Here is a 14,581-nt window from a genome sequence, read left to right as displayed (position 1 = left end):
TGGGGTCAATTTTAACATTTTTTGAGCTGAAGGGAACTCATCCGAGCAGTTTTACACTTACAAAAACCAGGGATGATTCACACATCGCTAAACGCAGATGTGACGGGCTTCTCAGAACGGTGCGCGGCAAAAGTGTCACGAAAAGTTTCCGTTTTTTTGATCCGTTACCCGAAAAGCTGCGGCCAGTCATAATCAGAAAAGTGGGCTGGCCCGGTGTTTCCACCTTTTGCTACGCTATCGGGTAAGACCTGTTTTTGTAGGCTATCAATTTTAATCAGGTGTGAGAAAACCATGAACCTTGATGATAACGATCTGTTTCGGGATGCCATGGGTGATGTCACGCCGCTGAAAGACACCACCACAACCCTGTGGCTTAAATCCCCCTCAACCAAAGCGCCACGCAAGGCACCCGATGAGTCGGTGCTGGAGAACTTTCTTACCCGGGGCGATCTGGAGATTATTCCGCTCAATACGCCGCTGGAGTATAAAGCCGACGGCATTCAGCAGGGCATCGTCGATAAGCTGCGCAGAGGGGAGTATAAGCTGGATGCCAGTCTCAACCTGCTGCGGCAACCGGTCGAAACCTGCCGTCAGGCGCTGTTTAACTTTATGATGCAGGCGCACAAGCTGGGTTTACGCAATCTGCTGATCATCCACGGCAAGGGCCGCGATGATGAATCGCACGCCAATATCGTGCGCAGCTATCTGGCGCGGTGGCTGCAGCAGTTCGATGACGTTCAGACTTTCTGTGTGGCGCAGACCCGGCACGGTGGCGCCGGGGCGCTCTATGTCGGGCTGCGGAAAACGGACAAGGCGCGACTGGAAAACCGCGAGCGGCATGCCAAACGCAGCCGCTAGCTGTGAAATTTACGGATGGTCGACATTAACACTTCGGCACTCAGGCTCAGCTCCGCGCCGGTGCGGGTGATGATACCGACCGGTTCACCCGGTCCGGAGGAGTGAATTGGCAGGGCACAGACGGCATTGTGGCTGAGGTCCTCCTTGATGGCCCCGGACGGCACAAACCAGATGTAGTCGTAGCGCAGCGCCAGCTGACGCGCCAGTGAGGTGGAGGAGGTTTCAATACAGTGGGGCGGCAGCGTGCAGCCCTGTTCATCAAGCATCTGCTGCGCGATGCGGCGCGGGGCGGTGCCTTCCGGTGAGATCACCACCGGCCACTGCATCGCCCGGGATAAGGTGACATTGTCACTTAAGAGGGGGTGTTCCGGCCTCACCACCAGCTTCAGAGACTCCAGAAACAGCAATTCATAGGTGAGACCGGTCATCATGTCGCTGTCAGCCATACGGCCGATACCGATATCGAACTCGCCGCCGCGCAGGCCTGCCAGCAGGACGTTGTTATGCAGCGTTGCTACCTGAATAGTGGTATTGGGTTGCAGCTGATGAAAACGATCCAGGATACGTGGCAGCATGCCCATCGCCGCCGTGGTAAGCGCCCCCAGCCTGATAATGACCGGGGCGTCACCGGGCTGCTCATTGAAACTCTGTCCGGCATGGTTCAGGGCGTCCAGCACCCGAACCGCATGGGTCAGAAACTGCTCTCCCATGGTGGTCAGCTGCGCGCCCAGCCGCCCGCGTTCAAAGAGGCGGGCACCCGTCAGCTCCTCCAGCTCATTCAGGGTTTTCGAGAGGGCGGGCTGACTCAGGCTGAGGGTCTCTGCCGCCCGTCCAAGCGTGCCTTGCTGCGCAACCGCAACAAAGGTGTGAAGGTGGCGCAAGCGAATGCGCTGATTGAAAAGGATATTTTTGTCCATAGCGTAAACTTAATGAGAATGGCCAACATTAAGCAATACTTTAAAATGAAATCTGTTAACTTTGCTGCAAATTTTATTTAACAAAAAGGGTAAATCTGGCCTTTCTTTAGTTAACTGACTGATCTGACTGACTTATGCAATCCCTCCCGCCGACGTCGCCCATAACGCGCCAGTGTAATATCAGGCACTTACCGCGCTGAAACTGAAGAATTCTCATCACCCGATAAAAATCTGACCGCTTAAGGTTAACGATGGGCTATCATAAGCGCCGTTTTTTTTACTTAAACTGATGTCCGATCCCGTTACTCCCGAGGAGTGTCCATTGACCAGCGTCGAGGCGGTAGATGTCCGCCAGCTTATCAACCAGCAGGGGCTCAGCCACTGGCAAAAGCGGCTTATTGCACTCTGTTTTATCGTGGTGGCACTCGATGGCATGGACATTGCGATTATGGGATTTATCGCGCCAACGCTGAAAGCAGCCTGGGGCGTAAGTAATCATCAGCTGGGGGGCGTCATCAGCGCCGCACTGATCGGCCTGGCACTGGGTGCGATGGTGGCAGGGCCGCTTGCTGACCGTTATGGCCGGCGCATGATGATTATCTTCAGCGTCTTCTTTTTTGGTCTCTGGACGCTGGCAACCGCCTTTTCTCAGAACATCGAACAGATGATGCTGTTTCGCTTTCTGACCGGGCTGGGACTGGGGGCCGCGATGCCCAACGTTGGCACGCTGGTCGCGGAGTATGCGCCCGAACGGCGTCGCGCCTTCATTATCACCGTGGTCTTCTGCGGTTTCACCTTCGGCGCGGCCAGCGGCGGTTTTGCCGCCTCCTGGCTGTTGCCCCGCTATGACTGGCATTCGGTCCTGCTGCTGGGCGGTATCCTGCCGCTGCTGGTGCTCCCTTTTCTGATCCATGGTCTGCCGGAGTCGGTGCGATTTCTGATCGGTCGTGGCGCGCCGGCTGCACGCATTCACGCCATCCTGGAGCGGATGCTGCCGGGCAAGACCGCACCCGACTGCGCCTTTCACGCGCCGGAAGCCAGCGTGCCGGTGCGTGGCGCAATCGGTACCGTGCTTTCGCGCCGCTATCTGTTTGGCAGCGTGATGCTGTGGGGCGGCTATTTTATGGGCCTGTTCATGGTCTACCTGATTGGCAGCTGGCTGCCCTCACTGGTCAACACCCTGGGCATGTCGGTCACCGAAGCGGCGATCATCACTGCGATGTATCAGGCGGGTGGGACCCTCGGATCGCTCTTTGCGGGCTGGATGATGGATCGTTTCAACGCCAATCTGGCGCTGGCGGCGATCTACGGCTGTGGCGGCCTGTTTATTGTCGCTCTGGGCTTCTCACCGGCCGAAGTCGGTATGATGAGTGCTATCGCCTTTTGCAGTGGCTTTTGCTTTAACGGGGCCAACACCGGAATGAATGCGTTATCTGCCAGCTACTATCCCACCCATGCCCGCGCCACCGGCTCCAGCTGGATGCATGCTGTGGGTCGCGTCGGGGCGATCCTGAGCGCTTTCGTGGGAGCAGAGATGATGTCTCTGGGCTGGTCGTTCAGCGTGATCTTTCTGCTGCTGGCGATACCGGCGGTGATCACCACCCTGATGCTGCTGCTGAAAAACCGTTACGGCTTTAAGCCGATCACAGATTCGTGATTTTTTCCGCTGAGACCGGCGCGTTGCATTACATTAGCTGCAACGCTCACGGTGTCAGGTGGATAAGATGGAAAACTTTCTCAGTGCGGATCGCATCCGTACCCGTTTCTCTCAGGCGATGTCAGCAATGTATCAGCAGGAGGTGCCGCAGTACGGCACGCTGATGCAGCTGGTCGCCACCGTCAACGAACGCACGCTGGACGCAGACTGTGCGCTGAAAGATCGCCTTACGGCCGCAGATGAGATTGACCGGCTCAATATTGAGCGTCACGGTGCCATTCGGGTCGGGACGGCGGCTGAACTCGCCACGCTGCGCCAGCTGTTTGCGGTCATGGGCATGTCCCCGGTGGGCTATTACGATCTCTCTCAGGCAGGCGTGCCGGTTCACTCCACCGCGTTCAGACCGGTCGATGACGCGGCGCTGCGTCGCAATCCCTTCCGGGTTTTCACCTCACTGTTGCGTCCTGAACTGATCGACGATCCCGCGCTGCGCGAGAAGGCGACAACGATTCTCGCCGCGCGTGACATTTTTACTCCCCGCTGCCGGGCGCTGCTGCGGGTGCATCAGGAGCAGGGCGGCTTCACCGCCGACCAGGCGGAGGCCTTTGTTACCGAAGCGCTGGAAACCTTTCGCTGGCACGCTCACAGCCCTGTCGACAGTCAGACCTATCAGGCGCTTAATCAGCAGCATCGCCTGATCGCCGATGTGGTCTGCTTTCCCGGCTGCCACATCAACCATCTTACGCCGCGCACGCTGGATATCGACCGTGTCCAGCAGCTGATGCCGTCGCGCGGCATCGATCCAAAAACGCTGATCGAGGGGCCGCCACGTCGTCAGGTGCCGATCCTGCTGCGTCAGACCAGCTTCAGGGCGCTTGAAGAAGCGATCATCTTTCAGGATGGACATCCGGGCACCCACACTGCGCGCTTCGGGGAAATTGAGCAGCGAGGCGTTGCGCTGACGCCGAAAGGCCGGGCGCTCTACGACCGGCTGCTGAGTGAGGCGGGCAGCGGTCAGGATAACGAGCAGCATCAGCAGCACCTGGCCGCGATTTTCCGCGACTTCCCCGACGATGAGACGACGCTGCGTCAGCAGGGGCTGGCCTGGTTCCATTATCGCCTGAGTGAAAAGGGCATGATGACACCGCCCGCTCAGGGCGAATCCCTGGATACCCTGATTGCGCAGGGCCGGGTGGTGGCCGATCCCATCGTCTATGAGGACTTTCTGCCGGTCAGTGCGGCGGGGATCTTTCAGTCTAACCTGGGAGACCAGGCGCAGGTGCGTTCTGCGGGACAGGCGAGCCGACAGGCCTTTGAGGCGGCGCTGGGCTGTGAGGTGCTGGATGAGATGGCGCTTTACGAAGCGCGCCAGCAGCGCTCGCTGGCGCAGTGTGGGTTACGCCCGGCATAGATCCAGCGCAGATTCACGTTGTCTGCTGACCCGTGCCGGTAAAGCGCAAATCCTCGCTTTACCGGCCTGCACAGGTTTAGCGCTGTGATTACCCCGATTGATTAATGCCATCAGGGGGTCAGGCGCGCCCGCTGGCGGGGAAAACCGTCAGTCCCCCTCAGCGCTGTGCGGCCACCTCACTCTCCCGCTATTTTAAAGATAAACAGAATTAATCGGAAACCGCCCCTGACTCCCGCAAATGGCTGCTGAGCATGACGAGGGCTGCCAGGCGTTGTTCAGCATATTCTGCAAATCCCGCCTGAACCTGGACAATGCAGACGGGCCTGCAAATAATGGAGGAACGAGTAAACAGGGAATCAGGAATGAAAAACGAAACAGGTCTGAGGATCATGACTGCCGAAGGGGAGTTACGTGGAAGCATGGACGATGACCTTTTCGTATTCAAAGGCATACCTTATGCAGCCCCGCCCGTGGGCGCGTTACGCTGGCGGCCACCCCAGCCGGTCACACCCTGGCAGCAGGTGCGTGACGCGACACAGTTTGGTGCCTCGGGCTGGCAGAATCGGGCCTGGTGTGAGGCTGTCGGCGGAGGCAATCCCGGCGAGTTCAGTGAAGACTGCCTCTATCTTAACGTCTGGACACCCGATGTGGAGCCCGCCCGACCGCTACCGGTGATGGTCTGGCTGCACGGCGGTGGCTTTACCATTGGCGCAGGCGGACTGGCCCCCTATAACGGCAAACCCCTGGCGTCACGTGGCGCAGTGGTCGTGACCCTGAACTACCGGCTGGGCCATCTTGGCTTCTTCTCTCATCCCGCGCTGGATGCGGAATACCCTGTTGCCGGCACGGTGAACAATTTTGGTCTGCTCGACCAGATCGCCGCCCTGCAGTGGGTTCAGCGCAATATTCCCGCTTTTGGCGGCGACCGTCGCAATGTGACCCTGTTCGGTGAATCGGCCGGCGCGCGCAGCGTGCTGTCACTCTGCTGTTCGCCGCTGGCAGAAGGGTTGTTTCATAAGGGCATTGTCCAGAGCGCCTACAGCCTGCCCGATACCCCACTGAAAAAGGCGCGTCAGCAGGGTGTGGCGGTGGCACGACACTTTGGCCTGTCGCCTGATGTCACCGCAGAGCAGTTGCGCGCGCTGCCTGCCGATGCCTTCTGGTCGCTGGAGGGAACGCTGGCGATCCCGCCGGTGCCGATTGCCGGGGACGCCGTTCTGCCTGAGCCGATGCTGAAAACCTTCCTGGCGGCTAAACAGCACCGTCTGCCGCTGATGGCGGGCAGCAACAGTGATGAGGCCAGCGTACTGGACTATTTTGGTGTGGATGCCACTGCCGTGCTGCATCAGTTGCGTGACAAAAACCGGCTGACCTACCGGACACTTAAATGGATGTATGACATCCATGACGACCGACTGCTGGGACGAGCCGTGGCGCGCGATATGGCCTTCAGCCTGATGCCATGGCTGGTGATGCGGGCGCAGTATCGTGTCGGCATGCCGGGCTGGCGCTACTGGTTTGATTATGTCTCTGAGCACGCCCGCGACCTCTATCCCCATGGTGCCTGGCACGGTAATGAAGTGCCGTATGTGCTGGATACGCTGAGTCAGATGCCCGACCCCAACGAAGCCCGGCCGTTCAGTGAGGCGGACAGGGCGTTTGCGGCGCAGGTCAGCGACTACTGGTTCAGGTTTGCCCGCGACGCCACGGAATATACGCATCAGCTGGACGGTGAGGTAGTCTGGCCCGCGTGGCACCCCGGCAATGACGTGACAATGTCACTTGGTGACGACCGCCAGCACGCCCTGAAGCTGAAGCGAAACTTTATGCGTGCCCGTCTGCGCCTCTTCCGGTTACTGATGACGCGCATGGTCAGGCTTTAGTGGGGTTTTAATGATTAGCTCGCTAACCATTAAATAAAGCGAATGGAAAAAATCTGCTTTTTTAATCCTAACTGATTGATGTAGCGTTTTTTTAACCGAAATCTGACATCCGGACGCTGTAAAATATTAGGTAACAAAACAGTTACATCTTCACAATTCCATGCCGATAAACCTCCTATGCCCGACACTTGCGGGTCAACGTGTATAGGATTTTGGTATGGGAATGCTTAAAAATTTTACCATCAGAGCAGTGATGCTCTCCATTCTGGGACTGTTCTGCTTACTCTGGAGCGGCGTCGGGCTCTATAGCATCCACTCGCTTGGCGCGCTGAGCGAAGGCAACGATGTTGACCGTCATCTGGTTGAACAGATGACGGTTCTGAGCAAAGGGAACGATCAATATTTCCGCGTCGTGACGCGCCTGTCGCGCGTTATGGAAGGTAAAGCTGCCGGTAAAACATTAACGGATGAAGCCTATGCCCCGGTGCAGCAGGCGCTGGACAGCATGACGCAGCAACTGGCGCGCTTTAAGCAGCTGGCACCGGGCCCGATGAACCCGGAGGTGGTGGATAGCGTGATTAAGAGCTGGCAGAAACTGCTGGACGAAGGCGTGACCCCGCAGCTGCAGCTGGCCCGTCAGGCGTCGCCGGATGCCTATCGCCAGCAGGCGAACAACGTGACCCCGCCGCTGAGCCGCGCCTTTGGCGTGAGTGCCGACAAATTTAACCAGGGTGCGGCTGAAAAACTCGATACCACCCGCGTGGAGGTCGATCATCTCACCTCCATTACCAAGACGATTATCACCATTGCAGTGATCATCGGCCTGCTGATTCTGCTGTTTACCGATCGCTATCTGGTGGCGATGCTGGTGCGTCCGCTGGAGAGCATCCGCACGCACTTCGCGGTCATTGCCACGGGCGATCTGAGCCAGCCGGTGACCGATTTTGGCCGCAACTGCGTCGGTAAACTGGTGCCGCTGTTGGGTGCCATGCAGGACAGCCTGCGCGAAGCGGTCAGTGCGATTCGCAACGGCACGGAAAATATCTCCCGTGGCGCGGCGGAGATCTCTGCCGGAAACAACGATCTCTCTTCCCGTACCGAAGAGCAGGCCTCAGCGCTGGAACAGACTGCGGCCAGCATGGAGGAGCTGACGGCGACCGTGAAATTCAACGCCGACAATGCGCGTCAGGCCAGCCTGCTGGCCGAGACCGCGACCACGACAGCGCAGCGTGGTGGTCAGCTGGTGAGTGAAGTGATCAGCACCATGGATGGCATCTCCGGAAGCTCGAAGAAAATTGCTGAGATCACCAACGTGATTAACGGTATCGCCTTCCAGACCAACATTCTGGCCCTCAACGCCGCGGTTGAAGCGGCGCGTGCCGGGGAACAGGGGCGCGGATTTGCGGTGGTGGCTTCAGAGGTGCGGAGTCTGGCCCAGCGCAGTGCTAACGCCGCCAAAGAGATCGCCACGCTGATCGAAGAGTCGGTTCAGCGGGTGGATAAAGGCGCCGAACTGGTCAGCACCACGGGTGGCACCATGAACAACATCCTGAAATCGGTGCAGGATGTGGATGCCATCATGAAACAGATCGCCTCTGCCTCGGAAGAGCAGAGCAAGGGCATCTCTCAGGTTGGCACGGCAGTGACCGAAATGGACAGCGTGACCCAGCAGAACGCCTCACTGGTCGAAGAGGTCTCTGCGGCGGCCAGTGCGCTCGCCCTGCAGACGGAAGCGCTCCAGGCGTCGGTGTCGAAGTTCCGTCTTTCCGGCACCAGCCAGCCTGCGCCGGTCATCAGCCACAAGCCCACCGCGCCGAAAGCGCCGGCGCTGAGCGTGGCTCAGGCTAAACCTGTGGATAATGGCGACTGGGTCACCTTCTGATCCCGGCACAGCCACGCCACCAGTTCCGCCAGGAAGGGTGGCGCATCCTGCGGCGCCCGCTGCAGTAAACTGTAAACGGCGCCGGTTTTCACCTCGCCAGCGAACGGCTTAATCAGCCTGCCGCTGGCGATATCACTCTCCACCAGATTGCTGTCGGCAATCGCCACCCCGAATCCCTGAATCGCCGCGCTGATCGCTAAGTCCATGGTGGAAAAATGCTGATTGCGCTGCATCTTCAGCGTCACCTGCTGCGCCTCCAGCCAGCACTGCCAGTCACGTTTGTCCTCTGTGGGATGCAGAAACGTCATCGTCTCCAGCGTTGCCAGGTCGTCTGGTGCGGGCTGAACCGCCGCCATGACCGGCGTCAGTGATTCGCTGAACAGGGTGATCCCGTCGGGCTGTGGCTTGCCATACACAATCGCCGCATCAAAGTTTCCCAGCCGGGCTGCGTGATCCAGCGTGGTGGTCAGCGCCACATGCAGTTCCGGCCGCTGCTGCTCCAGCGCGATCAGCCGGGGAACCAGCCAGCGCATCGCGCAGCTCGGCGCTTTCAGCCGAATGCTGACCTGCGTGCGCCGCACCTTCTCGCTGGCCTGCACCATCATCTCAAATCCCTGACGCAGTTCCGGCAGCAGCGCGCTGCCCTGGGCGGTCAGCCGCAGCCCGCGGGCATGACGGTCGAACAGCGTTACCCCCAGCCACTGCTCCAGGGCGGCAATTTTGCGGCTCACGGCCCCCTGGGTCAGACAGAGTTCACCCGCCGCGTGGGTCAGGTTGAGATGGCGGGCGGTCACCAGAAAAGCGTGGATGGCATTAAGCGGCAGCGATGAGCGCGACACGATAAACCTCAGCTATGCATTTTTGTCATGGCTATTATGACGACATTTCGCTTGCCGACTCAAGCCGCAGCCCGTTGAATAGTTTTTTACCGGATCAGACCGGCTATGTTTCTGATGGAGAGAGTATGTCCCTGAAAACGCCTGTTGCTGTTCACTCAAAACTGCCGGATGTCGGCACCACTATTTTTAGCGTGATTGGCCAGCTGTCAGCGCAGCATCAGGCGATTAACCTGTCGCAGGGCGCACCGGGTTTTCCCTGTGACCCGGCGCTGGTCGCCTCCGTCAGCCGCGCGATGGAGGAGGGGCACAATCAGTATGCTCCCATGATGGGGCTGCCCGCCCTGCGTGAAGCGCTCGCCATGAAAGTCGAGGCGCTTTATGGCGAAAAATACGATCCCGCCAGCGAAGTGCTGATCACCGGCAGCGCCAGTCAGGGGATCTATATGGCGATCACCGCGCTGGTGCATCAGGGGGATGAGGTGATCTTCTTTGAGCCAGCCTTCGACAGCTATGCGCCAGTCGTCCGGTTGCAGGGCGGAAAGCCGGTCGGGCTGAAGCTGGCGGTGCCTTCCTTTGCGATCGACTGGGAGGCATTACGGGCTGCGATTACGCCGCGCACCCGCATGATTATCATCAATACGCCACACAACCCCAGCGCGCAGGTGCTGACGTCTGAGGATCTGAACCAGCTGGCAGCCTTAATCCGCAACACAGACATCGTGGTGCTCTCGGATGAGGTTTACGAGCACATTCTGTTTGATGGCCGCCCGCACTGCGGGATGGCGACGCATCCGGAGCTGGCTGCGCGCAGCGTCATCGTCTCCTCGTTTGGCAAAACCTTTCATGTTACCGGCTGGCGGGTGGGCTACTGTCTGGCCCCGGCAGCGCTGATGAGCGAACTGGTTAAAGTGCATCAGTTCATGATGTACGCCGCCGATACGCCGATGCAGGTGGGCTTCGCACACTATCTGCAGACACCGGATCATTATCTGTCGCTCAGCGCGTTCTATCAGCAGAAACGCGACCGGCTGATTGCGCTGATGCAGGATTCGCCCTTCAGGCTGCTGCCGAGCGCCGGTTCGTTCTTTATGCTCGCCAGCTACGGACATTTCAGTGACGAACCTGACAGTGAAATGGTAAAACGTCTTATCGTCGATCACGGCGTGGCGACCATTCCGCTGTCGGCGTTTTATATGGATGGCACAGACAACAAACTGATTCGTCTCTCTTTTGCAAAGGACGAGGCGACGCTGGAAGCTGGCGCAGCAGCGCTGAGTGCGTTTTCCTGCTGAATCACGCGACAGCGTGAAGCTGGGGAAACGGGTAAATAATACTTTTCGGGGCTAATAATGAAGAAACTGAACGCGCTTTTCCTCGCTCTGGGCATGATGACATCGCTACAGGCACTGGCACAGGATTTACGTTACGGCGTGGAGTCACAATATCCCCCGTTTGAAAGCCGCAACGCGAAGGGCGAACTCGAAGGCTTTGATATTGAGCTGGGTAATGCAATCTGTCAGGCGGGCAAATTTACCTGCCACTGGGTTGAGAGCAGCTTTGATGCGCTGATCCCGGCGCTGCAGGCGAAGAAGTTCGACGCAATTAACTCAGCGATGAACATTACTGAAGCGCGCGCCAGAAGCATCGCCTTTACCCAGCCCATCTACCGTATTCCGACGATGTTAGTGGCGAAGACCGGCGAGAATCTGGCCCCGACCGCTGACGGTCTGAAAGGCAAAAATATCGGGGTTCTGCAGGGGTCCATTCAGGAAACCTACGCGAAGAAGCACTGGGAGCCGCAGGGCGTGACGGTGACCTCTTATCAGGATCAGAACCAGGTTTACAACGACATGGTCGCGGGGCGTCTTGACGGCACGCTGGTGATGTCTGCTGCCGGTCAGTCCGGCTTTCTCGATAAGCCACAGGGCAAAGGTTTCGGCTTTGTCGGCAAACCGGTCGAGGATGACGCGATTCTAGGCTCCGGCATCGGCTACGGACTGCGTAAGGATGACACCCAGCTGAAACAGTCGCTGGATGCGGCAATTGCCAAAGTGCAGAGCGATGGCACCATTAAAAAGCTGGCGGAAAAATATTTCCCTGGCATTGATGTCAGCGCGAAACCCTGACCTTAATCGGGCGCGAAATGCGCCCGATTTTGCGGTTTACTCTGCCGCCAGATGGCAGAGTTTCTCCGCGACCTGATAGGACTTCACAAACGAGGAGATGGGCAGAAACTCAAAGCGCGAATGGAAATTATGCGCGCCGGTAAAGAAGTTCGGCGTCAGCAAGCCTTTGGCCGAGAGGGCCGCGCCGTCCGTTCCTCCGCGCATCGGGATCACTTTGGGTTCAATCTCCAGCGCGGCAAAGGCCGTGAAGATCAGATCGATCGCCCGCCGATCCTCTCCCAGCGCATTGCTGATGTTGCTGTAAATATCACTGATGGTGATGCTGACCTCACCGGTCGGATAACGCGCCGCAATATCCCTGGCTGCCGCTTCTAACTGCTCTTTGCGTGCCGCAAAGCGGGTCAGGTCAAAATCGCGGATGGAGGCTTTCAGGGTCGCCCGGCTGGCGTTGGCCTGAATCTCGTTAAACCAGATATAGCCTTCACGTCCTTCGGTATGCTCCGGGGTCTGCTGGCGGTCAAACAGGCTGATATAGTCGTGCGCCATCAGCAGGGGATTTACCAGCACCCCTTTGCCCGACATCGGATGCGCCGGCACGCCGGTAAACACGATTTCTGCGGCGGCGCCATTGAAGTTCTCATAGACCACTTCGCCCAGTTCACAGCAGTCGATGGTCCAGGCAAAGTCCACGTTAAAGCGCGTTTCCAGATCCAGCGCTTTCGCCCCGCGCAGGCCGATCTCCTCATCCGGCACAAAGGCCACCACGATATCGCCATGGTCGCCGCTGAGGTTTGCCATCAGCGTCATCACCACAGCCACGGCGGCTTTGTTGTCTGCGCCCAGCACGCTGGTGCCGTCGCTGAAAATCACCGGCTCACCGATGTAGGGCGCGATCTCCGGATGTTCATCGCGGCGCAGCCAGATATCCTGCTGTGCGTTGAGACAGAGATCTTCGCCCTGCCAGGTGAGGATCTGCGGATGGATATCGGGCGACAGACCGACATCAACGGTGTCGATATGGGTAATAAAGCCGATGCGTGGCGCGTCAGGACGATTGCCGCGCTTCACGGCGGTCACGGTGGCATGTACATCCACCACCACCTGATCCAGTCCCAGCGCACGCAGCTCCTCCGCCAGCAGGGCGGCCATGGCGTGCTGGCTCGGTGTACTGGGCAGGGTGGTGGATTTAGCATCGCTCTGGCTGCTGACGGCGAGGTAACGGAAAAAACGTTCGGTGAGCTGCGACTCAGGTTTGTCTGTCATCACTATTCCTTATTAGTCAGCTACAGGCAGGGTTCGCTATGGTGCCGAATCGTGCTATCAATGAAGCATCTGAATGATTCATTTAGATATTGTGCCCACCAGAAGTCAATACAAAGCGAGGATGATAATGAAAACAAAGATAGCCACCTTAGCGCTGATGACGGCAGGCGTCGCGCTGGCTGGCAGCGTGAACGCCAGAACCCTGGTTTACTGCTCTGAAGGTTCGCCAGAAAACTTCAATCCTCAGCTCTACACCTCCGGGACCAGTGTGGATGCCAGCGCCGTGCCGGTGTTCAACCGGCTGGTGGATTTTACTCCCGGCACCACCGAGCTGGTGCCCAGTCTGGCTGAACGCTGGGAGATCAGCCCTGACGGCAAGGTCTATACCTTCCATCTGCGGCACAACGTAAAGTTTCAGAGTAATAAGGCGTTTAAACCCAGCCGCGACTTTAACGCCGATGATGTGATTTTCTCGTTTATGCGCCAGATGGACCCGAAAAACCCCTACCACAACGTCTCTGGCGGCACCTACTCGAACTTTGAAAGTCTGGAACTCTCCACCCTGATCAAAAGCATCGACCGGGTGGACGAGCACACCGTGCGCTTTACGCTCTCACATCCTGAAGCGCCGTTTCTGGCCGATCTCGCCTGGTATTTCGCCTCGATCCACTCAGCCGAATATGCCGATGCCATGCTGAAGGCGGGGACGCCGGAGAAGGTGGATATGAATCCGATTGGTACCGGCCCGTTTGAGCTGGTGCAGTATCAGAAGGATTCACGCATTCTCTACAAAGCGTTTCCTGACTACTGGCAGGGCAAGGCGAAGATTGATCGGCTGGTGTTCAGCATTACGCCGGATGCTTCCGTGCGCTATGCCAAACTGGAGAAGAACGAGTGTCAGGTAATGCCGTTCCCTAATCCCGCCGATCTGGAGAAGATGCGCGCTAACCCCGACATCACCCTGGAACAGAAGGCGGGGCTGAACACCGGCTTCCTGGCGTTTAACACCACTAAAGCTCCCACTGACAATGTCAAAGTGCGCCAGGCGCTGGCAATGGCCATTAACAAACCGGCCATCATCGAGGCGATTTTCAAAGGCACCGGCACGGTCGCAAAAAATATCCTGCCGCCGGGCGTCTGGAGCGCCGACAAGGATCTGAAAGATTACGAATACGATCCAGAGCAGGCCAAAGTTTTGTTGCAGCAGGCGGGGGTCAAACCGGGCACGGAGATCGCGCTCTGGGCGATGCCGGTGCAGCGCCCCTATAACCCTAACGCGCGCCGCATGGCGGAGATGATTCAGGCGGACTGGGCCAAAGTCGGCATCAAAGCCAGCATCGTCAGCTACGAGTGGGGCGAGTACCTGAAACGGGTACGCAGCGGCGAGCATCAGGCGGCACTCATGGGCTGGACCACTGCGACCGGCGATCCGGATAACTTCTTTGGCCCGCTTTACAGCTGCACGTCGGCACAGGGCGGGTCTAACTCGTCGAAATGGTGCTATCAGCCATTTGAAAAGTTAATTACCGAAGCGCGTGCCGAACCGGATCAGGGCAAACGCACCGCACTCTATCTGCAGGCGCAGCAGATGATGCATGACCAGATGCCGGCGGTGATGATTGCGCACTCGACGATCTTCGAGCCGGTGCGCAAATCGGTCAGCGGCTATCAGGTCGATCCCTTTGGCAAACACATCTTCTATCCGGTCGACATCAGTCAGTGAGTCGCGAACAGAAAGATTAAAC

11 protein-coding genes are annotated in these 14,581 nt (G+C 58.3%); 8 read left to right on the top strand and 3 right to left on the bottom strand.

Going from position 1 to position 14,581, the window contains the following annotated elements; translation table 11 throughout:
• The first annotated feature begins 291 nt into the window (after positions 1–291).
• Positions 292–858: a DNA endonuclease SmrA gene (smrA, locus tag HFD97_RS05715; protein ID WP_009090089.1), complete on the top strand. Its 567-nt coding sequence runs from the start codon at positions 292–294 to the stop codon at positions 856–858.
• Here the strand turns inward: smrA and HFD97_RS05710 are convergent.
• Positions 855–1,775, bottom strand: coding sequence for a LysR substrate-binding domain-containing protein (locus HFD97_RS05710; protein WP_167430803.1), 921 nt, complete (start codon positions 1,773–1,775; stop codon positions 855–857). The genes smrA and HFD97_RS05710 overlap by 4 nt on opposite strands.
• A gap of 322 nt (positions 1,776–2,097) precedes the next feature.
• On the opposite strand from HFD97_RS05710, the gene HFD97_RS05705 reads away from it, so the two are divergent.
• From HFD97_RS05705 to HFD97_RS05690, 4 genes are all read left to right on the top strand, one after another.
• A complete protein-coding gene (locus tag HFD97_RS05705) occupies positions 2,098–3,432 on the top strand; it encodes an aromatic acid/H+ symport family MFS transporter (RefSeq protein ID WP_167430804.1) in 1,335 nt (444 codons plus the stop codon).
• Between the two features lie 67 nt (positions 3,433–3,499).
• Positions 3,500–4,843 carry a VOC family protein gene (locus HFD97_RS05700; protein WP_167430805.1) on the top strand — a complete coding sequence of 448 codons (1,344 nt, stop codon included), beginning with the start codon at positions 3,500–3,502 and terminating at the stop codon, positions 4,841–4,843.
• A gap of 362 nt (positions 4,844–5,205) precedes the next feature.
• Positions 5,206–6,726 carry a carboxylesterase/lipase family protein gene (locus HFD97_RS05695; RefSeq protein ID WP_167430806.1) on the top strand — a complete coding sequence of 507 codons (1,521 nt, stop codon included), beginning with the start codon at positions 5,206–5,208 and terminating at the stop codon, positions 6,724–6,726.
• Between the two features lie 217 nt (positions 6,727–6,943).
• Positions 6,944–8,608, top strand: a complete 1,665-nt coding sequence (locus HFD97_RS05690; RefSeq protein WP_167430807.1) for a methyl-accepting chemotaxis protein — start codon at positions 6,944–6,946, stop codon at positions 8,606–8,608.
• Here the strand turns inward: HFD97_RS05690 and HFD97_RS05685 are convergent.
• Complete coding sequence (locus HFD97_RS05685) at positions 8,566–9,447, bottom strand: LysR substrate-binding domain-containing protein (protein WP_167430808.1); 882 nt, start codon at positions 9,445–9,447, stop codon at positions 8,566–8,568. The genes HFD97_RS05690 and HFD97_RS05685 overlap by 43 nt on opposite strands.
• Positions 9,448–9,572: 125 nt before the next feature.
• Here HFD97_RS05685 and HFD97_RS05680 point away from each other — a divergent pair, with 125 nt between their 5' ends.
• Positions 9,573–10,739: a methionine aminotransferase gene (locus HFD97_RS05680; RefSeq protein WP_167430809.1), complete on the top strand. Its 1,167-nt coding sequence runs from the start codon at positions 9,573–9,575 to the stop codon at positions 10,737–10,739.
• A 57-nt stretch (positions 10,740–10,796) separates the two neighbouring features.
• Positions 10,797–11,573, top strand: coding sequence for an ABC transporter substrate-binding protein (locus HFD97_RS05675; protein WP_046101873.1), 777 nt, complete (start codon positions 10,797–10,799; stop codon positions 11,571–11,573).
• A gap of 36 nt (positions 11,574–11,609) precedes the next feature.
• Here the strand turns inward: HFD97_RS05675 and pepT are convergent, their stop codons facing one another.
• Positions 11,610–12,836 carry a peptidase T gene (gene pepT / locus HFD97_RS05670; RefSeq protein ID WP_167430810.1) on the bottom strand — a complete coding sequence of 409 codons (1,227 nt, stop codon included), beginning with the start codon at positions 12,834–12,836 and terminating at the stop codon, positions 11,610–11,612.
• A gap of 127 nt (positions 12,837–12,963) precedes the next feature.
• Between pepT and HFD97_RS05665 the strand changes: the two genes are divergently transcribed.
• The gene (locus HFD97_RS05665; protein ID WP_167430811.1) at positions 12,964–14,559 is read left to right on the top strand and encodes an ABC transporter substrate-binding protein; all 1,596 of its coding nucleotides are present in this window, start codon (positions 12,964–12,966) and stop codon (positions 14,557–14,559) included.
• Positions 14,560–14,581: the final 22 nt, after the last annotated feature.

The sequence above is a fragment of the Pantoea sp. EKM103V genome, assembly GCF_011800365.1.
In the GTDB taxonomy this organism is placed as follows: domain Bacteria; phylum Pseudomonadota; class Gammaproteobacteria; order Enterobacterales; family Enterobacteriaceae; genus Pantoea; species Pantoea anthophila.
This window is presented reverse-complemented; position numbering and strand designations above follow the sequence as displayed.

What these genes read in the sequence shown, in the direction of transcription:
- pepT (WP_167430810.1), bottom strand. Translation starts at nt 12,836, where the DNA reads ATGACAGACAAACCTGAGTCGCAGCTCACCGAACGTTTTTTCCGTTAC.
- HFD97_RS05680 (WP_167430809.1), top strand. Translation starts at nt 9,573, where the DNA reads ATGTCCCTGAAAACGCCTGTTGCTGTTCACTCAAAACTGCCGGATGTC.
- HFD97_RS05690 (WP_167430807.1), top strand. Translation starts at nt 6,944, where the DNA reads ATGGGAATGCTTAAAAATTTTACCATCAGAGCAGTGATGCTCTCCATT.
- HFD97_RS05710 (WP_167430803.1), bottom strand. Translation starts at nt 1,775, where the DNA reads ATGGACAAAAATATCCTTTTCAATCAGCGCATTCGCTTGCGCCACCTT.
- HFD97_RS05695 (WP_167430806.1), top strand. Translation starts at nt 5,206, where the DNA reads ATGAAAAACGAAACAGGTCTGAGGATCATGACTGCCGAAGGGGAGTTA.
- HFD97_RS05700 (WP_167430805.1), top strand. Translation starts at nt 3,500, where the DNA reads ATGGAAAACTTTCTCAGTGCGGATCGCATCCGTACCCGTTTCTCTCAG.
- smrA (WP_009090089.1), top strand. Translation starts at nt 292, where the DNA reads ATGAACCTTGATGATAACGATCTGTTTCGGGATGCCATGGGTGATGTC.
- HFD97_RS05675 (WP_046101873.1), top strand. Translation starts at nt 10,797, where the DNA reads ATGAAGAAACTGAACGCGCTTTTCCTCGCTCTGGGCATGATGACATCG.
- HFD97_RS05665 (WP_167430811.1), top strand. Translation starts at nt 12,964, where the DNA reads ATGAAAACAAAGATAGCCACCTTAGCGCTGATGACGGCAGGCGTCGCG.